The organism is Micromonospora sp. CA-263727 (assembly GCF_050942455.1).
Lineage (GTDB): Bacteria > Actinomycetota > Actinomycetes > Mycobacteriales > Micromonosporaceae > Micromonospora.
In genome coordinates this window covers 129,833-150,195 of record NZ_CP192031.1, presented here as the reverse complement: position 1 = coordinate 150,195, position 20,363 = coordinate 129,833, and the positions used below count along the sequence as shown (strand labels likewise).

Annotated in this window: 18 protein-coding genes and 1 pseudogene; 13 read left to right on the top strand and 6 right to left on the bottom strand. The window is 71.4% G+C overall.

The window, feature by feature from the left end; genetic code table 11:
• Positions 1-298 precede the first annotated feature (298 nt).
• The 3 genes and pseudogenes from purS to purL all read left to right on the top strand — a co-directional run.
• Positions 299-562, top strand: a complete 264-nt coding sequence (gene purS / locus ACQPYA_RS00705; RefSeq protein ID WP_092381490.1) for a phosphoribosylformylglycinamidine synthase subunit PurS — start codon at positions 299-301, stop codon at positions 560-562.
• Complete coding sequence (gene purQ / locus ACQPYA_RS00700; RefSeq protein ID WP_433530699.1) at positions 559-1,242, top strand: phosphoribosylformylglycinamidine synthase subunit PurQ; 684 nt, start codon at positions 559-561, stop codon at positions 1,240-1,242. The genes purS and purQ overlap by 4 nt, the downstream gene beginning before the upstream one ends.
• Positions 1,243-1,309: 67 nt before the next feature.
• Positions 1,310-3,809: pseudogene (purL, locus tag ACQPYA_RS00695) on the top strand (phosphoribosylformylglycinamidine synthase subunit PurL); the annotation flags it as partial.
• 920 nt (positions 3,810-4,729) lie between these two features.
• Here the strand turns inward: purL and ACQPYA_RS00690 are convergent.
• Entirely contained in the window at positions 4,730-6,892 is a 2,163-nt protein-coding gene (locus tag ACQPYA_RS00690; protein WP_433533718.1) for a carboxypeptidase-like regulatory domain-containing protein, read from the bottom strand.
• A 213-nt stretch (positions 6,893-7,105) separates the two neighbouring features.
• Here ACQPYA_RS00690 and ACQPYA_RS00685 point away from each other — a divergent pair, with 213 nt between their 5' ends.
• From ACQPYA_RS00685 to amcA, 5 genes are all read left to right on the top strand, one after another.
• Entirely contained in the window at positions 7,106-7,468 is a 363-nt protein-coding gene (locus ACQPYA_RS00685) for a sterol carrier family protein (protein WP_433530698.1), read from the top strand.
• A 162-nt stretch (positions 7,469-7,630) separates the two neighbouring features.
• On the top strand, positions 7,631-9,166 hold the full coding sequence (gene purF / locus ACQPYA_RS00680; protein ID WP_433530697.1) for an amidophosphoribosyltransferase: 1,536 nt from the start codon (positions 7,631-7,633) through the stop codon (positions 9,164-9,166).
• 64 nt (positions 9,167-9,230) lie between these two features.
• On the top strand, positions 9,231-10,385 hold the full coding sequence (purM, locus tag ACQPYA_RS00675) for a phosphoribosylformylglycinamidine cyclo-ligase (RefSeq protein WP_433530696.1): 1,155 nt from the start codon (positions 9,231-9,233) through the stop codon (positions 10,383-10,385).
• A 175-nt stretch (positions 10,386-10,560) separates the two neighbouring features.
• Positions 10,561-11,664, top strand: coding sequence for a cyclophane-forming radical SAM peptide maturase AmcB (amcB, locus tag ACQPYA_RS00670; protein ID WP_433533717.1), 1,104 nt, complete (start codon positions 10,561-10,563; stop codon positions 11,662-11,664).
• The gene (gene amcA, locus ACQPYA_RS00665) at positions 11,633-11,869 is read left to right on the top strand and encodes a multiple cyclophane-containing RiPP AmcA (protein WP_433530695.1); all 237 of its coding nucleotides are present in this window, start codon (positions 11,633-11,635) and stop codon (positions 11,867-11,869) included. The genes amcB and amcA overlap by 32 nt, the downstream gene beginning before the upstream one ends.
• A gap of 146 nt (positions 11,870-12,015) precedes the next feature.
• Here the strand turns inward: amcA and ACQPYA_RS00660 are convergent, their stop codons facing one another.
• Both ACQPYA_RS00660 and ACQPYA_RS00655 read right to left on the bottom strand, forming a co-directional pair.
• Positions 12,016-12,231 carry a DUF3073 domain-containing protein gene (locus ACQPYA_RS00660; protein ID WP_433530694.1) on the bottom strand — a complete coding sequence of 72 codons (216 nt, stop codon included), beginning with the start codon at positions 12,229-12,231 and terminating at the stop codon, positions 12,016-12,018.
• Positions 12,232-12,581: 350 nt separating this feature from the next.
• Positions 12,582-13,664 carry a Glu/Leu/Phe/Val family dehydrogenase gene (locus tag ACQPYA_RS00655; RefSeq protein WP_433530693.1) on the bottom strand — a complete coding sequence of 361 codons (1,083 nt, stop codon included), beginning with the start codon at positions 13,662-13,664 and terminating at the stop codon, positions 12,582-12,584.
• A gap of 296 nt (positions 13,665-13,960) precedes the next feature.
• On the opposite strand from ACQPYA_RS00655, the gene ACQPYA_RS00650 reads away from it, so the two are divergent.
• Both ACQPYA_RS00650 and ACQPYA_RS00645 read left to right on the top strand, forming a co-directional pair.
• Positions 13,961-14,800, top strand: coding sequence for a hypothetical protein (locus ACQPYA_RS00650; RefSeq protein WP_433530692.1), 840 nt, complete (start codon positions 13,961-13,963; stop codon positions 14,798-14,800).
• Positions 14,801-15,051: 251 nt separating this feature from the next.
• Positions 15,052-15,261 carry a BldC family transcriptional regulator gene (locus ACQPYA_RS00645; RefSeq protein ID WP_007073996.1) on the top strand — a complete coding sequence of 70 codons (210 nt, stop codon included), beginning with the start codon at positions 15,052-15,054 and terminating at the stop codon, positions 15,259-15,261.
• A gap of 135 nt (positions 15,262-15,396) precedes the next feature.
• On the opposite strand, the gene ACQPYA_RS00640 is transcribed toward ACQPYA_RS00645, so the two are convergent.
• Positions 15,397-15,777 carry a PPOX class F420-dependent oxidoreductase gene (locus ACQPYA_RS00640; RefSeq protein ID WP_433530691.1) on the bottom strand — a complete coding sequence of 127 codons (381 nt, stop codon included), beginning with the start codon at positions 15,775-15,777 and terminating at the stop codon, positions 15,397-15,399.
• A 55-nt stretch (positions 15,778-15,832) separates the two neighbouring features.
• Between ACQPYA_RS00640 and ACQPYA_RS00635 the strand changes: the two genes are divergently transcribed.
• Positions 15,833-16,612, top strand: a complete 780-nt coding sequence (locus ACQPYA_RS00635; RefSeq protein WP_433530690.1) for a class I SAM-dependent methyltransferase — start codon at positions 15,833-15,835, stop codon at positions 16,610-16,612.
• 75 nt (positions 16,613-16,687) lie between these two features.
• Here ACQPYA_RS00635 and ACQPYA_RS00630 read toward each other — a convergent pair whose 3' ends face one another.
• Positions 16,688-16,966: a hypothetical protein gene (locus tag ACQPYA_RS00630; RefSeq protein WP_433530689.1), complete on the bottom strand. Its 279-nt coding sequence runs from the start codon at positions 16,964-16,966 to the stop codon at positions 16,688-16,690.
• A gap of 193 nt (positions 16,967-17,159) precedes the next feature.
• Between ACQPYA_RS00630 and ACQPYA_RS00625 the strand changes: the two genes are divergently transcribed.
• Both ACQPYA_RS00625 and ACQPYA_RS00620 read left to right on the top strand, forming a co-directional pair.
• Positions 17,160-18,050, top strand: a complete 891-nt coding sequence (locus ACQPYA_RS00625; protein ID WP_433530688.1) for a 3-hydroxyacyl-CoA dehydrogenase family protein — start codon at positions 17,160-17,162, stop codon at positions 18,048-18,050.
• Complete coding sequence (locus ACQPYA_RS00620) at positions 18,047-18,790, top strand: enoyl-CoA hydratase/isomerase family protein (RefSeq protein WP_433530687.1); 744 nt, start codon at positions 18,047-18,049, stop codon at positions 18,788-18,790. Before ACQPYA_RS00625 ends, ACQPYA_RS00620 begins: the two co-directional genes overlap by 4 nt.
• Positions 18,791-18,853: 63 nt before the next feature.
• Here ACQPYA_RS00620 and ACQPYA_RS00615 read toward each other — a convergent pair whose 3' ends face one another.
• The gene (locus ACQPYA_RS00615; protein WP_433530686.1) at positions 18,854-20,212 is read right to left on the bottom strand and encodes an ABC transporter substrate-binding protein; all 1,359 of its coding nucleotides are present in this window, start codon (positions 20,210-20,212) and stop codon (positions 18,854-18,856) included.
• Positions 20,213-20,363: the final 151 nt, after the last annotated feature.

The following is a 20,363-nucleotide window of genomic DNA, read 5'->3' as shown; positions in this document are numbered from 1 at the left end:
GGTGAGATGTTTCACAAGAGGTTCATTGAAACAAGATGATGTAACAGTCGGATTTCCCCGGCGGGGTGCGGGGTGCCGTGCTCTGGGGGCGCAGTCGATCCGTCGGGGAATCCGGCAACAAACCCGTATCGGGATCGCAACGAACCCGTATCGGTCCCGAGGGGGGTGCGCGGGTAGAGTCGAGTACTCCTCCGGCGGCGTCCGACCGGTGCGTCTGACGCGGTATCTGCCGGGTAGGCTGGCTGCGCTCGCCCGTTGTGGGTCGGCACCCAACTGCGTACACAGTCAGGAGTGCCCAGTGCCTCGCGTCGTCGTCGACGTCATGCTCAAGCCCGAGATCCTCGATCCGCAGGGCCAGGCCGTCGCAAACGCGCTGCCCCGGCTCGGCGTCAACGACGTCGCCTCGGTTCGGATCGGCAGGCGGATCGAGATCGACTTCACCGGTGAACCGGACCTCGACCGGGCCCGGGAGATCGCCGACAAGTTGCTCGCCAACCCGGTCATCGAGGACTTCACCGTCCGCCTGGTCGAGGCCGACGAGCCTGCGGACGCCCGCTCGTGACCGCGCGGGTCGGTGTGGTGACGTTCCCCGGCTCGCTCGACGACGGGGACGCCGCCCGGGCCGTCCGGATCGCCGGCGCGGAGCCGGTCCGCCTCTGGCACGGTGACCCGGAGCTGCACGGGGTGGACGCCGTCGTCCTGCCCGGCGGCTTCTCCTACGGTGACTACCTGCGCTGCGGCGCCATCGCCCGGTTCGCCCCGGTGATGGAGAAGATCGTCGACGCTGCCGCCGGTGGCCTGCCGGTGCTCGGCATCTGCAACGGCTTCCAGATCCTCTGCGAGGCCCACCTGCTCCCCGGCGCGCTCACCCGCAACCAGCATCTGCACTTCCGCAACCGCGACCAGATCCTGCGCATCGAGGCGGTCGGCACCGCCTGGACCAACACGTTCCAGCCGGGCCAGGAGGTGCTGATCCCGGTCAAGAACGGTGAGGGCTGCTACGTCGCCGACCCCGCGACCCTGGACGAGCTCGAAGCCGAGGGCCGGGTCGTCGCCCGGTACGTCGGCGGCAACCCCAACGGGTCGCAGCGGGACATCGCCGCCATCACCAACCCCGCCGGCAACGTGGTCGGCATCATGCCGCATCCCGAGCACGCGGTGGAGGCGCTCACCGGCCCCTCCCTCGACGGCCTCGGCTTCTTCACCTCGGTGCTCAAGCACCTGGTGGGGGCGCCGGCGTGACCGTCCGCAGCGGGATCATCGGTCGGCTCACCCGCCCGTCGGGCGGCGAGCGTAACGAGGAGAGGTCATGACCACGCATCCGGACCCGGTACGGGAGACCCCGGAGGCAACCCCGGCGGCGCCGGCGCAGCCCCGCCCGGCCGCCGTCGCGCCGGCCCGGCACGCCGCCGCCGAGGAGCTTTCCGAGTGGGCCGACGGGGTGGACACCGTGCCGCGCGCCGGTGGCACCCCGGAAGAACTCCAGCCCCACGCCGAGTTGGGGCTCCGGGACGACGAGTACGACCGTATCCGGCACATCCTGGGCCGCCGGCCGACCCAGTCCGAGCTGGCGATGTACTCGATCATGTGGAGCGAGCACTGCTCCTACAAGTCCAGCAAGGTGCACCTGCGGCAGTTCGGCGAGAAGGCCCCGCCGAGCGACCGGCTGCTGGCCGGCATCGGTGAGAACGCCGGTGTGGTGCGGATCTCCGACGAGCTGGCGGTGACCTTCAAGGTCGAGTCGCACAACCACCCGAGCTTCGTCGAACCGTACCAGGGCGCGGCGACCGGTGTGGGTGGCATCGTCCGCGACATCCTCGCCATGGGCGCTCGCCCGGTGGCCGTGATGGACCCGCTGCGCTTCGGTGCCGCCGACCACCCGGACACCGCCCGGGTGCTGCCCGGCGTGGTCGCCGGTGTCGGCGGGTACGGCAACTGCCTCGGCCTGCCCAACATCGGTGGCGAGGTGGTCTTCGACCCCTGCTACCAGGGCAACCCGCTGGTCAACGCGCTCTGCCTCGGCGTGCTGCCGGTGAGCCGGCTACAGAACAAGGCCGCCGTCGGTCCCGGCAACGTCGTCGTGCTGATGGGTGCCAAGACCGGCCGGGACGGCATCGGCGGCGTCTCGGTGCTGGCCAGCGCCACCTTCACCGAGGGCAGCGAGCAGCGCCGCCCGTCGGTGCAGGTCGGCGACCCGTTCATCGAGAAGCTGCTGATCGAGGCCTGCCTGGAGCTGTACGACGCCCAGCTCGTCGCCGGCATCCAGGATCTCGGCGGTGCCGGGCTCACCTGCGCGCTCACCGAAACCGCGGCGGCGGCCGGCACCGGCATGCGGGTCTGGCTGGAGCGGGTGCCGCTGCGCGAGCCGTCGATGGAGCCGCACGAGATCCTGGCCAGCGAGTCGCAGGAGCGGATGCTCCTGGTCGTCGAGCCGGCCAAGCTCGAAGCGGTGCTCAAGACCTGCGACAAGTGGGGCGTGCTGGCCACCGCGATCGGCGAGGTCACCGCGCCGGAGCCGGACGGCCAGCCGGGCCGGCTGCTGATCACCTGGCGGGACCACCTGGTGGTGGACGTACCGCCGGGCTCGCTGGTGGACGATGGCCCGGTCTACGCCCGCCCGATGCGTGAGCCGGCCGACCTGATCCTGCTCCAGGCCGACCGGGCCGAGACGCTGCCCCGGCCAGCCGACCCGGACGCGCTGCGCGCGACCGTGCTGCGCATGATCGCCTCGCCCAACCTCTGCGACAAGACGTGGGTCACCGAGCAGTACGACCGCTACGTGCTCGGCAACACCGTGCTCGCCCAGCCGGAGGACTCGGGCGTCATCCGGATCGACGAGCGGACCGGCCTCGGCGTGGCGCTGTCGGTGGACGGCAACGGCCGGTACGCCCGGCTCGACCCGTACCACGGCGCCAAGCTGGCGCTGGCCGAGGCGTACCGGAACGTGGCCGTCACCGGCGCGACGCCGATCGCGGTCACCGACTGCCTCAACTTCGGCTCGCCGGAGGACCCGGGCGTGATGTGGCAGTTCGCCGAGGCCGTGCGCGGCCTGGCCGACGGCTGCGCCGAACTGGGCATCCCGGTGACCGGTGGCAACGTCAGCTTCTACAACCAGACCGGGGCGGCGGCGATCCACCCGACGCCGGTGGTCGGTGTGCTCGGTGTGCTGGAAAACGTGGCCGACCGGGTCGCGACGGGCTTCGCCCCTCGGCCCAACGGCGACCACGACCAGCTCTTCCTGCTCGGCGAGACGCACGTGGAACTCTCCGGCTCGGAGTGGGCCTGGGTGACCCACCAGCACCTCGGCGGTGTACCTCCGCAGGTCGACCTGGCGCGTGAGAAGCAGCTCGCCGGGCTGCTGGCCGCCGCCGCCCGGGTGGGGCACCTCAGCTCCGCGCACGACCTCTCCGACGGCGGGCTCGCGCAGGGCCTGGTGGAGTCCTGCCTGCGGCACGGCGCTGGCGCGCGGATCGCGGTGCCGGAACGCTTCGAGGGCGGCTCCATGCCGTTCGTCTTCCTGTTCAGCGAGTCCGCCGGCCGCGTGCTGGCCTCGGTGCCGCGCGGCCACGAGAAGGCGTTCACCGCGCTCTGCGCCGAGCACGACGTGCCGTGGGAGCTGATCGGGGTCACCGACCCGACCGGCGGCGCGCTGGAGGTGCACGGCCAGTTCCGGATCGGCCTGGACGAGTTGCGCGAGGCGTACAGCGGCACCCTGCCGAGCCTCTTCGGCGGCGTGCAGCCTTTCGAGGTGACCGCCGCGGACGCCGTCGGGTCGCCGCTGGACGAGCCGCCGGCCGGCTCGCCGGCCGTGCCGGCCCCCGCGGTGGCGGTCGCTGCTGTCGTGCCCGGGAGCGACACCGGTCCGGTCGACGCGGAGTCCGACGCCACGGCCGACTCCGCGGCGGGCTCCGGTGCGGAGCCGGCCGGTGACGTCGGCGTCGGGGGTGCCGCGGAGCCGGCCGGCGACGGCGAGGTGGCTGGCGCGCTTGATTCCACCGATGGTGCCGAGGTTGCGGGTGTCCCCGAGCCCGCGAGCGGCGTCGGGGCGACGGGCGCGGCATCCGCGTCGGGCTCGGAGACCGGCGAGTCGGCTGCCGAGCCGGTCGACCGCCCGGCGGACCGCGCGGTCCGCGCGGTCACCGGGTCGCCGGAGAAGGCCGCGAGCGGCGACGAGCCGGCGGGTCAGGGCGACCCGGCCGGCGGCGAGGCCGGTGGCGGTGCCCAGCCCGGTGCCGCCGAGCAGCCCGCTGCGCCCGACGAGCGCTGAGGCGTCGACCCCGGCCGTCTCCGTCTAGCCCGGGATCCGGGGCCTGGTTCCACTGGGCCGCGTAGACCCCGGCCGAGTTCGGCCGGGGTCTACGCGGCATTGGTGGTAGGCACGACTGCTGCGTGCCCCGTGACGCTGCGTGCCTACAACCGGAAGGGCATTGGTCGCCCACACGAGCTTTGCTCTGCTTCAATTCACGCAGCACCAGTTGGCCAGCCTCAATACACCGATCCGCAGCCACGTCATGCGCCAGCGTCCTTGACGGACAGTGACCGTTGCGCTGGTCGAAGCAGAGCAACGACGAGGAACACATTAGGCCGGGGCTGGCAGTGGGGCAGGTCGACACCATCGGTGAAGGTTGTGGAGACCGTTCGGGGGACCGAACGTGCACGATCTACGGGGCGCCGCAGCAGGGGGATCCCGGAACCCCGGGATCCCCCTGCTGGTGCGCGAAGAATTGCTCTAGTCGTCGAGCCAGTCGAGTCGGCGGCCGCCACGGTCCTGCGCCGGGCCGTCCGGCCGGCCTCGGCCGGCCTGCGCCGGGTCGCCGTAGTTGCCAGCCGGTTGGCCGCCGTAGCCGCCCTGGTCGTAGCCGCCGGTGTTGTCGTAGCCGCCGCCGCGTTGCTGTGAGGGCTCCTGGCCGTAGCCGCTGGCGGGTTGGCCGCCGTAGCCGCCCTGGTCGTATCCGCTGCTGTTGTCGTAGCCGCCGCCGCGTTGCTGTGAGGGCTCCTGGCCGTAGCTGCCGACGGGTTGGCCGCCGTAGCCGCCCTGGTCGTATCCGCCGGTGTTGTCGTAGCCGCCCCGCTGGCGTGGGGGTTCCTGACCGTAGCCGCCGGCCGGCTGGTCGTACCCGCCAGTCGATTCCGCGCCACGGCCATAGCCGCTGCTCGACTCGCCCCGACCGTAGCCCCCGCCGGAGTCGCTCTGCCCGTAGCCGCCACCCGGCGCAGCCGGGCCATAGCCGGCGTTGGCGTCGCCCTGGCCGTAGCCCCGGGTCGAGTCGGCCTGGCCGTAGCCGGCGTTGGGGTCGCCCTGGCCGTAGCCGCGGGTCGAGTCGCCCTGGCCATAGCCGCCGGTGGGCTCGTTGCGGCCGTAGTCACCGCCGGCCGGCTCGCCCCGAGCGTAGCCAGTGGACTCGGACTGACCGTATCCCTGGCCCGCCCCGGGCTCGTAGAGGCCGGTCGCGTACGGATCGGCGGGAGCGGGGTACCGAGTCTCCTCGCCGTTGTAGCGGCCGGTCGGCTCGTCGTACCGCTCGCCGTAGCCGCCGGCGCCGCCCGCCGGTGGGTAGTCCGCGCCGCCGCTGCCGGCACCGTAGTCGCGGCTGCCGTAGCCACCACCGGACGACGGGCTGCTGTTGCCGTAGCCGCCACCGGAGGAGGGGGCGTTGCCGTAACCGGGTGCGCCGTAGCCGCCCGGCTCGTCGCCGTAGCCGCCACCACCGGACCAGCCCTGACCCGGCCCGCCCGGCGCGCCGTACGGCTGCGGAGGGGCGCCGTACGGGTCCGGCGGGACGTCGTCGACGACCGGCTGGTGCATCATCGTCGGCGCGTTGCTCAGGCCGGGGCCGCCCACCATGGTCGGGTCCGGGGCGGAGCCGACCCGGTTCACCACCCGGGTGTGGTCGTCCGCACCCACGAACGCGCCCCGGGCCGCCGGGACCGCTCCGGCCGGTGCGCCCGCCGGGGCGTCGCCGCCCTCCGCCTCGGCGTCCTCGTTCTCCTTGCGCTTCATCCAGAGCAGCACGATCGTGCCGACACCGACCGCCACGAAGAGGCCGCCCAGCAGGATCAACAGCCAGCTGCCGAAGCCGCCGGAGTCCTCGTTCCCGGCCGGAGCCTGCGCCGCGACGCTCTCACCGGCGGTGTTCTCGTCCTCTTCGGTGAGTTCCTCGTCGAACGGATCCTCGGTGGGCACGGCCGATTCAGACGCCGACGGCGTGGCACTCGGGCTGGCCGACGACTGGATCGCCAGGGTGATGCGCCGCCCGGTGATGCTCTGGCCCGGGCTGGCGTTGAAGCTCACCGCATTGGTGACGTTGTTCGCGCTCGCCCCGATGTCGATCCGCCCCGGGGCGATGGGGTTGTCGCTGGTGCCCGTGAAGCGGAAGTTGCCGTCTCTGTCACTGGTGGCTTCCCGGCGCTTGTCGGCGCTGTCCTTGAGCAGGACGAGCGCGCCCGACACCCCCTCGCCGGCCTGGTTCACGACCTTGCCCGAAATCGACCGCACCGTCTGCGGCGCCTGCGGTGCCTGCGTCGTCGGCGGCGCCTGCTCTCCCCGAACAGTGAGCTGGAAGCTGCCGACTGCGGGTTCGGAGTTGTCCGGCTGGACCTGAACGGTGACGGTGACGGATGCGTTTCGGGCGTTGTCGTTGGCCCGAAGCGTCAGCAGTTGGGTTCTCGGCGCTGGCGCATTCAACTGAACGCTTCCGCAGCCCCTGGCGCAGCTCACGCCAGCGGGCAGACCAGTCAGATTGATCTCGGCACTGGTGTCACCCTCACCCGGGGTGATCTGCAAGGTAACCGTGGCGTCGCTGCCAGCATTGACCGTCACCGAGTTAGGGATCACGTTGACGCTGGCGGCGAATGCGGGTGTGGCGGGGGTGGCGAGCAGGGCACCGACCATCAGCGCCACGACCACACCGGCCCGCTTTTGCCAGGCTCGTCGGTGTGTTGACACGTCCACCGCCTTCCGAACTGACCTCCCCTGACCAGCGGGTGCCGGGCGGGGGAACATCACGGTACGAATACGCCGTCGGCAACTATGCCTTGTTGGGGCGGATCGGCGCGACCCAGGGCCAGGGTGATACGTGGCGCGGTCACGCCGTATCGTCCCGTCGTGTCCTCTCCGTACATTAAGTCCGCTGCGGTCGCGACAGCGTTGGCGGCTCTCGATGAGGGGCGTGCCCCCGAACGGTCGGTGCTCCGTGAGGCGGTCAGGGCCCTGTTGACCATCCTCGCGGATCGCGCCCCCGGCCGATCGGTGGAGGTGCGCGTCCCACCTTACGGTGTAGTTCAGTGCATGCCGGGGCCGCGACACACCCGCGGTACGCCTCCGAACACGGTGGAGATGGATCCGGAAACCTGGCTCGGGTTGGCGACGGGGCGACTCGACTGGACGCAGGCGATCACGGAGGGTCGCGTGCGGGCCAGTGGGGTCCGCGCGGACCTGTCCGCGTATCTGCCGCTCGAACTGGGGTGACGCATGTTGCTGCTGACACAAAGCGGTGACAATGTGACTGTATGTGGCGACTTGGATTCGCGTACACTGTCAGGCGACGACAGTGTGGTCCCCGGCCGAGCAGTGCGGAGCTGTCCCATGGTTTTCGCCAGGCCAGTCCAGACCAGCAAGAGGGAGCGGCAGGTGCCCCGAGGCGACGGCCGGCTGAGCCACGACCTTGATCCCCAACGACCCGGTCCCCAGGACGCGTGCGGCGTCTTCGGTGTCTGGGCCCCGGGGGAAGAGGTCGCGAACCTGACCTACTTCGGGCTGTACGCGTTGCAGCACCGGGGGCAGGAGGCGGCCGGCATTGCGGTCAGCGACGGCTCCGGCGTCGTGGTTTACAAAGATCTCGGCCTGGTGGCCCAGGTCTTCGACGAGCCGACGCTGGCCAGCCTGCGTGGGCACGTCGCGATCGGGCACACCCGGTATTCGACGACCGGCGCTTCGACCTGGGAGAACGCCCAGCCGACCATCCGGGCCACCAGCTCGGGCATCACGATCGCGCTGGCCCACAACGGCAACCTGGTCAACACCGCGGAGCTTCAGCGTGAGGTGGCCGAGCGTGGCCTGACCGCCGACGGCTCGTCCAACGACACCTCGCTGGTGACCATGTTGCTGGCCAGCCGGCCGGATCTCTCCGTCGAGGCCGCGGCGCTGGAGGTCCTGCCGCAGCTACGCGGCGCGTTCAGCTTCGTCTTCATGGACGAGTCGACGCTCTACGCCGCGCGGGACGCGCACGGGGTACGCCCCCTGGTGCTGGGTCGGTTGGAGCGGGGCTGGGTGGTGGCCAGCGAGACCGCCGCGCTGGACATCGTCGGCGCGAGCGTGGTCCGCGAGGTGGAGCCCGGCGAGCTGATCGCGATCGACGCCGAGGGGCTGCGCTCCACCCGGTTCGCCGCGCCCGAGCCCAAGGGCTGCCTTTTCGAGTACGTCTACATCGCCCGCCCGGACGCCACCATCGCCGGCCGCAACGTGCACGCGGCCCGGGTGCAGATCGGTCGCCAGTTGGCCAAGGAGCACCCGGTCGAGGCCGACATGGTCATCCCGGTGCCGGAGTCGGGCACTCCGGCCGCGATCGGCTACGCCGAGGAGTCCGGCATCACCTACGGTGCCGGCCTGATGAAGAACCCGTACGTCGGGCGTACCTTCATCCAGCCGTCGCAGACGCTGCGCCAGCTCGGCATCCGGCTCAAGCTCAACCCGCTGCGCGAGAACGTGCGGGGCAAGCGCCTGGTGGTGGTCGACGACTCCATCGTCCGGGGCAACACCCAGCGCGCCATCGTGCGGATGCTCCGCGAGGCCGGCGCGGTGGAGGTGCACGTACGCATCTCCTCGCCGCCGGTCAGCTGGCCCTGCTTCTACGGCATCGACTTCGCCACCCGCGCCGAGCTGCTCGCCAACGGCCTCGACAACGAGGGCATCCGGCGGTCGATCGGCGCGGACACCCTGGGCTACGTTTCGCTGCCCGGCCTCATCGGCGCGACGGAGCAGCCGAAGAACCGGCTGTGCCGGGCGTGTTTCGACGGGGAATACCCGATCGAGCTTCCGGTCGGCAACCTGATCGGCAAGCACGTGCTCGAAGGAATCGGGCGTCGGGTCGCGCACAGCGCGGCCGACGCCACCGACGACGTCAAGCAGCTCGACCTGAAATTGTCGGCGACCACACACCGCCCGTAGCACCGCCCGGCTGCGGCGCCGGTCACCGTCGACGCGGCAGCCGAGAACCACAAAGGGGAGAACCGTGACGCACGTGTCCGAGCGCAGCGGCGCAGGAAGCAGCCCGACCGGCGCTGGCGGCGACCGTCAGCCCTGGACGGCCGGCACCGGCCGCCCGGCTCGCAAACGCGCGGTTTCGTACGCGGACGCCGGCGTGTCGATCGAGGCGGGCGACCGCGCGGTCGAGCTGCTCAAGTCCAAGGTGAAGCAGACCCGCCGGCCGGAGGTGATGGGCGACCTCGGTGGCTTCGCCGGCCTGTTCCGGCTGGACATCACGAAGTACAAGCACCCGATCCTGGCCTCCTCCACGGACGGTGTCGGCACCAAGCTGGTGATCGCCCAGCAGATGGACATCCACGACACGGTCGGCATCGACCTGGTCGCGATGGTCGTTGACGACCTCGTCGCCTGCGGTGCCGAGCCGCTCTTCCTGCTCGACTACATCGCCACCGGCGAGGTCGTGCCGGACAAGGTCGCCGAGATCGGCGCCGGCATCGCCGACGGCTGCCGGTACGCGGGCTGCGCGCTGCTCGGCGGGGAGACCGCCGAGCACCCGGGCGTGCTGCGTCCGGACGAGTACGACATCTCCGCCACCGGCGTCGGCGTGGTGGAGGAGAGCGAGATCCTCAGCTCGGAGCGGGTCGAGGTGGGCGACGTGGTGATCGCGATGCGCTCGTCCGGCCTGCACTCGAACGGATACTCCCTGGTCCGGCACGTGCTGCTCGGCGCCGGCCGGATGCGGCTGGATGTGGTGATCGACGACTTCGGCCGGCAGCGCACCCTCGGCGAGGAGCTGCTCACCCCCACCAAGATCTACGCGCAGGACTGCCTCAAGCTGATCGCCGAGGCCGAGGTGCGGGCGCTGGCCCATGTCACCGGCGGCGGCATCCCCGGCAACCTGGTGCGGATCCTGCCGGAGCACGTGGACGCGGTGGTCAACCGCTCGACCTGGAAGCCGCAGCCGATTTTCGACCTGATCCAGTCCAAGGGGCGGATCGAGGACTCGGAGATGGACGCCACCTTCAACATGGGCGTCGGCATGTTCGCGATCGTCTCGGCCGAGGACGCGGACCGCGCGCTGGCCACGCTGACCGGTCGGGGCGTGGACGCCTGGCAGGTCGGCGAGATCATCGACGGCACCGGCGAGGTGCGGATGATCGGTCAGCACACCCGCGGGTGATCGTGCTCCGATGATCGTCCAAGCACCTGGTCAGGGGTTCACCCGAGTGGGCGTCGCCGCCTAGCCTGAGAGGCACCCTCAGAGCTGTGGGCGTGTCCGTGCCGGGGTGTGCCCGGCAGCCCTTCAACCATTACGGAGGAGGGCGATGGCTGCGCGGGGACGGACATTGCGCGGGATGCGGGGTCTGGCCACCGTCCCGTCGTACGTCGTGATGCAGCCCACCACCCTCTGCAATCTCGACTGCGCGTACTGCTACCTGCCGCAGCGGGCACTCGATCGGCGGATGCCGGTCGCGGTGGCCGAGGCGGTGGCCGCCTCGGTTGCCCGGTGGGCGACCGAGGGACGGTTCTCGGTGGTCTGGCACGGTGGCGAACCGCTCGCCGCCGGTCGGGAAGGGCTCGCCGCGCTGATGGCGCCGTTCGGGCCGGAGGTGGAGCACCACGTCCAGACCAACGCCACGTTGATCGACGACGCGTGGTGCGAGTTCTTCGCCGCGCACCGGATGCGGGTGAGCGTGAGCGTGGACGGGCCCCGGGAACGCAACGGGGAGCGGGTCACCCGGGCCGGCCGGCCGGCGTACGACCGGATCATCCGCGGGGTGGCCGCGCTGCGCCGGCACGGGCTGCCGTTCTCGGCGCTCGCGGTGGTGAACGACCCGTCCCCCGGCCGCGCGGCCGAGCTCTACGACTACTGCCTCGACCTCGGCTGCGAGGTGCTTGGCGTGAACATCGAGGAGACCGAGGGGGTCAACACCCGGGACAATGCCCACGACGCCGCCGCGGTGACCGGCTTCTGGGCCGAGCTGGTCTCGGCCTGGCGGCGGGACCCGAGGATCCACCTGCGGGAGGTCGAATGGTCGCTGCGGTACGCCGCGGCGGTGCTCGACGGCACGGTGGAGGAGCTGCTGCCCGGCCGGCTCGACCCGATTCCGACCGTGGCGTACGACGGCTCGGTCGTCGTGCTCTCGCCTGAGCTGGCTGGCTTCACCGACCCCCGGTACGGCGACTTCACCAGCGGGAACGTGCTCGCCACCCCGTTGCACGCGATCCTCGCCGACGCGGAGCGCACGGCCTGGGTCGGTGAGTTCATGGCCGGGGTGGAGGCGTGCCGGTCGTCCTGCCCGTACTTCGGTTTCTGTGGCGGAGGTCACGCGGCCAACCGCTACTTCGAGCTGGGGCGTTTTGACGGTACGGAGACCGAGCATTGCCGTAACAGCAAGATCCGCCTACTGGAGGGAGTGTTGGAGCATGCCCGAGACCACCAGTCACCGGGAGCCTGAGCACGTGACGGGAGGCGAGCCTGATCGGGTCGCCGACCGGGTTCGGGAAGCCGCCGCCGGGCTCACCGCCCTGCTCCACGAGGCCGAGGCGGCGCGACGGCTGCGGGCGGAGGTGGCGGGGGGCGACGGCGTCAGCGCGGTCTGCGCCTGGAACCACTTCGAGAACATCCCGACGTTCTACAACTGGAACAACCGGCCACGCTGACCGGCCGGTCCAAGGGGCCCGCCAAGCCGTCGGAGCATCGTCCGGGCATGGCGGGCCCCTGGGACCGTCGGGGTGGTACGCCGCCGCGTAACGGGCACATGCGTGAGCACGCGGGGAGTTACCGCGTGCTCAGATGCGACCGGGGGTCAGCGAGTCGGACGGGCCCAGGTGTCCGGGTCGTCCTCGGCGTGGTCCTCGTCGTCGTCGTCGACGTACTCTTTGTAGTCGTCGTCGAAGTGTTGGTCCGACTTGCCGCTGCCGCCGAGTTCTCGCTGCAAGGCGGCGAGGTCGGTGTTCGGGGAGTGGTATTTCAACTCCCGGGCCACCTTTGTCTGCTTGGCCTTAGCACGGCCGCGCCCCATGGCTCGACCCCCTCGCACAGAATGCGGGGCAGCCCGAAGGCGGGCCCCGATGACGTCAGGCATCTCTCGTGGCTCTTACGGTACATGGGGATGCCACCGTTCGGCACCTCGGGTTACCGTCGACCGCCACCGCGCGTTGCGGTCGTGCAGTCGTCACCCATTGTACCCGGTAAGGAGCGATGCCGCGAACGGTCCTGACATGGGGCAAATGGTGCTGACAACCGGGAATGGCCCCGACACGGGAACGGCCCTGACACCGGGCAGATCCTCATGAACGTGTCGCATCTTCAGCTTAGCCGGGTCGGACCGCCGGGGGCGGGACCAACCGGCCCGCCCCCGGCGGCGCGTCGTCAGCGCAGGTGGATCGCGCGCAGCCGGCCGATCTCGGCCATCCGCCGTTCGGCCAGCCGGTCCGCGGCCACGGCCGGCGGGACGCCGTCGGCGTCGGCGAGCCGGAGGATCTCCCGGGTGGTGTCGTAGATCCGGGTGGCCCGCAGCTTGGCCCGCTCGAAGTCGAAGCCCTCGATCTCGTCTGCGACCTGGATCACGCCACCCGCGTTCACCACGTAGTCCGGCGCGTAGAGGATGCCCCGGTCGGCGAGCAGCTTCTCGACACCGGAGTGGGCGAGCTGGTTGTTGGCCGCCCCGGCAACCACCTTCGCCCGCAGCGCCGGCACCGTGTCGTCGTTCAGCGCACCGCCGAGGGCGCACGGGGCGTACACGTCGATGTCGGCGGCGACCAGCGCGGAGACGTCGTCGAGCAGAGTGACCTGCGGGTGGTTGGTGCGCGCCCAGTCCAGGGCCCGGGGATTCACGTCCGTCGCGACCACCTCGGCACCGTCGTCGACCAGGTGGCCGACGAGGTATCTGCCGACCTTGCCCAGACCGGCCACGCCGACCCGCTTGCCGTGCAGCGTCGGCACGCCCCAGACATGCTCGGCCGCCGCCCGCATGCCCTGGAACACCCCCCAGGCGGTGAGGACCGAGGAGTCGCCCGCCCCGCCGTGTTCGACGCTGCGGCCGGTGACGTACCGGGTCTCACGGGCGATCACGTCCATGTCCGGCACGTAGGTGCCGACGTCGCAGGCGGTGTAGTACCGGCCGCCCAGCGACTCCACGAAGCGCCCGTACGCGCGCAGCAGCGCCTCGCTCTTGATCTGCTCCGGGTCGCCCCAGATGACCGCCTTGCCGCCGCCCAGGTCCAGGCCCGCCAGGGCGTTCTTGTACGCCATGCCGCGGGACAGGTCGAGCACGTCGGCGAGGGCGGCCTCCTCGCTGTCGTACGGGTAGAAGCGGGTGCCACCAAGCGCGGGGCCGAGCGCGGTGGAGTAGATCCCGATGATCGCCTTCAGGCCGCTCTGCTTGTCCTGGCAGAACACGACCTGCTCATGCCCCGTGGACTCGGGGTCGTCCGTGGTGGCGAATACGCCCATGACTGGCTCCTGTGTCGGCGGGCGTCCTTGTGGGACGCGGACCTGGTCTGCGCCGGCGGGATGCTGCCGGTGCTGCGAGCCTAGTATCGGCCGCCGCCGGAGCGCCGTCCCGCCGGGCGCCGTCCCGCCCTGCGGGCAGCCTCGGCGCGCTTTCCGCCAGGGCCGTCCAGCGGGCTGCGGGCAGCGTCGCGGCGCGCTTTCCGCCGGGACCGCCCGGCGGTCCGGGACCTGCCGGACCGCCGTTGCCGGATGACGCCGAGCAACCCTCGGCTCGCGGTTCGTGAAAGGATCGCGCCGTGCCGTCGCTCTTCGCTTCATACCTGCGCGTGTACGAGCCGCTGACCGCCTTCGACCGGGATCGTCAGTCGTACTGGCGGCGCTACGTCGAGCAGGGGCGGGCGGTGGCGCCGGTGGAGGGGCCGGGCCGGCAGCGGACTTCGGTGATCGAGGCGCTGGGCGCCGGCTGGACCCGGCTGCCCGACCTGCCGGACGAGGCGTACGTGTTGGAGACCGACGAGACCCTGCTGGTGTGCCCGTGGAACCTGCGCATCCGGGTGGCCGAGGCCGCGTTGAGCGCGCGTGACGGGGTGCCGGCGGTGCTGGCCGACGCGTTCGTCCCGCCGGTGCTGGCGGGGCAGGCCAAGGCGGTGGTGGAGGACTGGCGCAGCGGGGCCCGGGTGCTGGAGCACGGCGTGCCCCGGGTGCACGAGCAGATTGCCACGTGGGGTGTGCCGCTGCGCTGGTTCGTGCTCTTCGAGGCCGAGGAACGCAACCACGTGACCGCGCCCGGGCGTCGCTCGCTGCGGTTCCGGACGGAGATCTCGAAGGCCCGTCGCCGCTCGTCCCGGGCGCTGGCGGTGCTGCGCAAGTCGGTCGGCGAGGCACCGATCACGGAGGCGGTCGAGGAGGCCGCCCGGTGGCTGGAGGAGTTCCATCCGCGTTCCGTGGTCGAGTTGGATTACGGCGGACTGGTCGACCTGCTCCCGGACGAGACACTGGCCGCCGACGACTCGCCGGAACTGGTCGCGGCCGGGCTCGCCGGGTTGTCCCGGGGCGAGGCGGAGGAGGCCTCCACGGCGTACGACAAACTCGTCGCCCGCTGGCGCGAGGTGCAACTTCTGGAGCGTTGCAACTAGTCCTCAATGTCCTAAATTTGGGCAGGAATGCGAAGCAGCTTCGTAGTTGACGCATCACGAACCGTGATCATGAGTCCGAATAAGGTACTTTCTGGGGTGTAAAAGTCGTATAAATCGGGCATGGTTCATCCGTCCGTCTAGGGACGTTCGGCCGTTCGGCCCATGTCGGACATCGGGGACTAGCCGGACCATGGGAGACGCGTCGGCCGGCGGGACCCCGGCCGATGTCTATACATGTGGAGGAGTGACCGATGGCATCGCGAACGCACGAACCAGAGCCGCTACTCACACCGGCCGAGGTGGCGTCGATGTTCCGTGTCGACCCGAAGACGGTGACCCGCTGGGCGAAGGCTGGCAAGCTTAGCGCCATCCGGACCCTCGGCGGCCACCGCCGCTATCGGGAGTCCGAGGTCAGGGCGTTGCTGCAGGGGCAGATCCCGCAGCAGCGCCAGGGGGACTGACCAGCCGGTAGATAGCAGAGCTTCCCGAAGGGCGGCGGAGCGATCCGCCGCCCTTCGTCATGCCGGGAGCAGGCGACACCGTCATGCCCCTGCACGGCGAGGCGGCCGGACGCCGGCTCCGGGCGGGAGCGCCGCTCAGCTGGTCAACTCGACCCGGATGCCCACCGTGCCGCCCTCGCCCCGGCGCAGCCGGCTGCCGAGCAGGCTGAGCCGGCCGATCACCCGGTACTTCTGCTTGATCAGGCCACGGATGCGGTCCGTCGCCCCAGGGTCGTAGAGGCTCGCCCGGGCGGGCACCGCCGCGCCGTGAGGCCGGCCGCGCACGTCGCACGGCGCCACCGTGACCTCCCCGCTGCGACGGATCCGCTTCACCTTTCCGGCGTCCGCCGCCGACCACACCGCCAGGGCGTCGCCGTCGCGGACCGCCCAGACCGGGGTCGGCACCGCCCGGCCGTCCTTGCGGAAGGTCGTGAGAAGGATGTATTTCTCCGCAGAGAGGCGATCCAACATGGTCACATCGCCAAGGATACGGCCGGTGCGGCTGACTGAGCAGCCGGATAGCGTGAAGGATGTGACGGGGGAGCCACGGATCGGTGACGTCATCGGGGAACTGCTGCGCGACGCGCTGGCGGTCGCCACCGGGGTCGGTCGCCGACCACTGGCCGGCGGGCGGCTGCCCCGTCCGGTCATCGAGATCATCGAGCGGGACGACGGGCTGGTCAACGGCGCGCCGGCCGCGCACTACCTCGACCCGCCGCAGGACTGGCAACCGTACGACCACCGGGCGGTGGACCGGGTCCGCGGCGCGACGCTGGACGTCGGCGTCGGCGCCGGGCGGATCGCGTTGCTGCTCCAGGAGCGCGGCGTACCGGTCACCGGGCTGGACGTCTCGCCCGGTGCGCTCCAGGTGTGCCGTCGCCGGGGCGTACGCGAGCTGGTGCACGGCACGGTCGACGAGCACGCCGCGAGCGGGCAGCGATACGACACGTTTCTGCTCCTCGGCAACAACCTCGGCCTGATCGAGGGCCGGGAGCGCGCGCCGGCCTTCCTTGCCGCGCTGGCCGCGATGGCCCGTCCCGGGGCGCAGGTGATCGCCCAGGGCACCGACCCGTACGGCACCCGGGACCCCCTGCACACCAGCTATCACGAGCACAATCGCCGGCGAGGTCGCCTCGGCGGGCAGTTGCGGCTGCGGCTGCGCTACCGCGAGCTGGGTACGCACTGGTTCGACTATCTGGTCTGCTCGCCGGAGGAGTTGGCCGAACTGCTCCACGGCTCCGACTGGCAACTGGCCGACGTGGACGACCGCGACGCCCCGTACTACCTCGCCACCCTCCGGCTGCCCGGCTGAACCGCTGCCCGGTGGCAGGTGTTAACAGGGGCCCCTTGCTATGCACGAGGCGTTAACAAGGGGCCCTTCCTTACATCAGGGCTGGGTTGGGGGGAGGCCGCCGTCGCCGTCGACTACCGCGTCCGGCTGGCCGTCCTCGTCGATGTCGACCATCGTGACGTCGACCTTGCCGTCACCGTCGGTGTCGAACTGGAACAGGTCGGCCTTGCCGTCACCGTCGGTGTCGACCACCCACACGTCGGTGCGGCCGTCGTTGTTGGTGTCGGCGCGCAGCAACTCGACGCGCTCGTCGCCGCGAGTCTCGACGGTCTCCCCGGCGCCTGCGCCGTCCACGGTCTCCGGTGCCTGGCTCATCTGCTCGTCCTTCCCTTGGCTGTCGGCGATCTGTACCCGATTCCGTCCGCCCCCACGCATCGGCCCGGGGACGGTGCTGCATAGGGTCGCAGCATGACTGAGCGGAGCGTACGGGCTGGCTCCGGCGTGGCGGCGATCCCGCGCGCCAGCGGTGTCAGCGAGCTTGTCGTCGTCACTGTGCGGTGGTGCGACGATGACTGAAAGATTCGTGGTGGTCGGGGGCGGCACCATGGGCCTCGGTATCGCGTACGTGGCGGCCGGTGCCGGCCACGCGGTGGAACTGGTCGAGGTGGACCGGGCGCGGGGCGGCGCGGCCGTGGAGCGGCTCGCCCAGCTGTGGGACCGGGCCGTGCAGCGCGGCAAGCTGACCGCCGAACAGGCCGCCGCCAACCGGGAACGGATCAGCCTGCGGGCCGGGCTCGCCGAGGTGGCCGAGGCCCCGGACGTGGTCGTGGAGGCGGTACCGGAGCGACTCGACCTGAAGCGGGCCGTGCTGGCAGAGGCGGAGGCGCTGCGACCGGCGCTGCTGGGCAGCAACACCTCCAGCATTCCCATCGCCGACCTCGCCGGAGAGCTGGCGCGGCCGGAGCGCTTCTGCGGGCTGCACTTCTTCAACCCGGTCTGGGCCATGGCCCTGCTGGAGATCGTGGTCGGGCCGGCCACCGCGGCGGAGACCACCGCGGCGGCCGTGACGCTCGCCGGCCGGCTGGGCAAGGACCCGGTCGTGGTACGCGACATGCCCGGCTTCGCCACGTCCCGGCTCGGGGTGACGCTCGGGCTGGAGGCGATCCGGATGGTCGCCGACGGGGTGGCCAGCCCCGCCGACATCGACAAGGCGATGGTGCTCGGCTACCGGCACCCGGTCGGTCCGCTGGAACTCACCGACCTGGTGGGCCTGGACGTGCGCCTCGACATCGCCCGTACGCTCCAGGCCGCGTACGGGGACCGGTTCGCCCCGCCGCCGCTGCTGGTGGAGATGGTCGCCGCGGGCCGGCTGGGCAAGAAGTCCGGGCAGGGCTTCTACACCTGGACCGACGGCACCCGCGCCGGCGGCACCGAGCCGACGACGGGCGCAGCGCGGTGACCGGGCTGCGGGTCGAGGAGGGTCCGGATCGGCTGGTGGTCACCCTGGACCGGCCGGAAAAGCGCAACGCCATCGACGCCGACCTGATCGCCGCGCTGCACGAGGTCTGCGCCGAACTGGAGGCAAGGCCCCGGATGCTGCTGTTGACCGGCGGTACCGAGGGGATCTTCGCTGGCGGGGCCGACATCGGCCAACTGCGTGACCGGGGACGGCTGGACGCGCTCGCCGCGATCAACTCGGCCGCCTTCGCCCGGATCCGGGCGCTGCCGATGCCGACCGTGGCGGCCGTCGACGGCCCGGCGCTGGGCGGCGGCGCCGAGCTGGCGTACGCCTGCGATCTGCGGGTGTGTACGGAGCGGGCGCTCTTCGGGCAACCGGAGGTGCGGCTGGGCATCCTGGCCGGCGCCGGCGCGACCCACCGGCTGCCGGCGCTGGTCGGCGAGGCCCGGGCCAAGGAGCTGCTGTTCACCGGGCGGCGGGTGGACGCCGCGGAGGCGCTGCGGATCGGTCTGGTCAACCGGGTGGTGACCGCCCCGGAGGAACTGCTGCCGGCGGCCCACGACCTGATCGACGAGATGGCCAAGGGCTCGGCGCTGGCGCTGCGGCTGACCAAGCTCGCCGTGGACGCCCCGCCCGCCGCGCATCCGCACCTGGACCTGGTCAGCCAGGCGGTGCTCTTCGAGGACGAGGAGAAGCGCCGCCGGATGACAGAGTTCCTGGAACGGCGGCGCGGGCGCTGAAGGGCCCGCACACACCGCGACGGCCGCACCGGATCTCCGGTGCGGCCGTCGGCGTCGGGCGGGTCAGCGGCCCAGCGCCGCCAGCGGCACGTTGGCGTCCGCGAGTGCCTTGATCACCTCGGCGGACTCACTGAAGCCGATGATCAGCACGGCGTCGGCGCCGAACGCCTTGATCTGCTTGGCGCCGTCGCTGAAGTTGATCGGCGGCGCATCGGCGCCCTCGCTGGGCTCGTAGCCGAGCAGCTTCACCGTGTCGCCGCCGAACCCGGCCCGCTCCAGCTCGGCCCGGACGATGTCCTGGAGTCCTTCGCCGTAGGAGTCCTTGCGCGCCACGATCGCTATCTTGTGCGGGCCGTCCCGGAGGATCACGTCGGCCAGCGCCCGGCCCTGGAGGCCGTCCGGCGGTGCGGTGCGGAAGTAGAGGCCCTTGTCCTCCGCGTTGGTCAGGCTCGCCGCGGTGTTCGACGGGGAGAACAGGATCCGGCCCGCCTCGATCACGTCCGGCAGCACGGCGGCGGAGATGCCGGACGCGCCCGCACCAATGATCACGTGTACCCCGGCGTCGAGGTGGCTGGCCACCGTCGCCTTGGCGACCGTCGGGTTGGTGCCGTCGTCGCCGTCGATCCAGACCACGTCCGTGCCGAGCACCCCGCCGGCGGCGTTGATCTCCTGGATCGCCAGCGCCACGGCCGCGCCCATCGGCGGGTAGGCCAGCGCCAGGTCACCGGTCTTGGGCAGCAGGCCGCCCATGACGAGCGGCGCGCCGCTTTCCGGACCAACGGTGTTGCCGGTCTGCTTCCTGCCCTTCGGCGGCGCCTTCGTGCTCGCCGCCGAGTCGTCACCGGCGCCGACGAACTCCGACTTGGCGTCGTTGAGCTGCTGCCCGTCGAAGTGCAGCGTGGCGTAGCTGGCGGTGGCCGGCTCACCGGCGTCCGTGAAGCCGGCCCGGGTGATCGAGACACTGCGGTACTCGATGTCCGCCCCGTCACGGGCCAGCCGCAGGCACTGGTTCACGGTCGTGCAGCGGGTCCCGCCGTTGGTGACGCCGACGATCTGCTTTGCGATGGCGGCCGGGTCGGTGGTGCCGGCGAGCTGCGCCGCGAGCGCGCTGATCACCACTGCGTCGTACGACTCGGCGGCGTAGAGGAAGCCGTTGAGCTTCGGATCCACGGACAGTAGTCGCTTCTTGAAATTGTCTGGCAGCGGTGTGAGCGGTGTGGTGCCCTTCATGCCGTTGACCAGGCTGGCGCGATCCTTCAACTCGTCCGGGTACGAGTTGTTCATGTTGCCGTCCGTGCCGTAGAGACGCACCTGTTGGGTGGTCGTCTCCTCTGGCTGGTCATTCCCGCAGGCGCTGGTGGCGAGCAGGGCCGTGGCGCAGACAGCCAGGATGGCCGTCCGCGACCCGCGTGACATGTGCATTGTCGTCCTTCCTCCGGCGAAGGTCCGCTGCGCAGACTAGCGTGCCGGGCTGGGTGGCGGGACCGTGGAGGGCGGTCTATCCGCAGGTCGCCTCCGCCATGTGCGGAGAGTAGTCGTGGGTGGCTGCTTGACCGGCACCTCTACCGTGCGG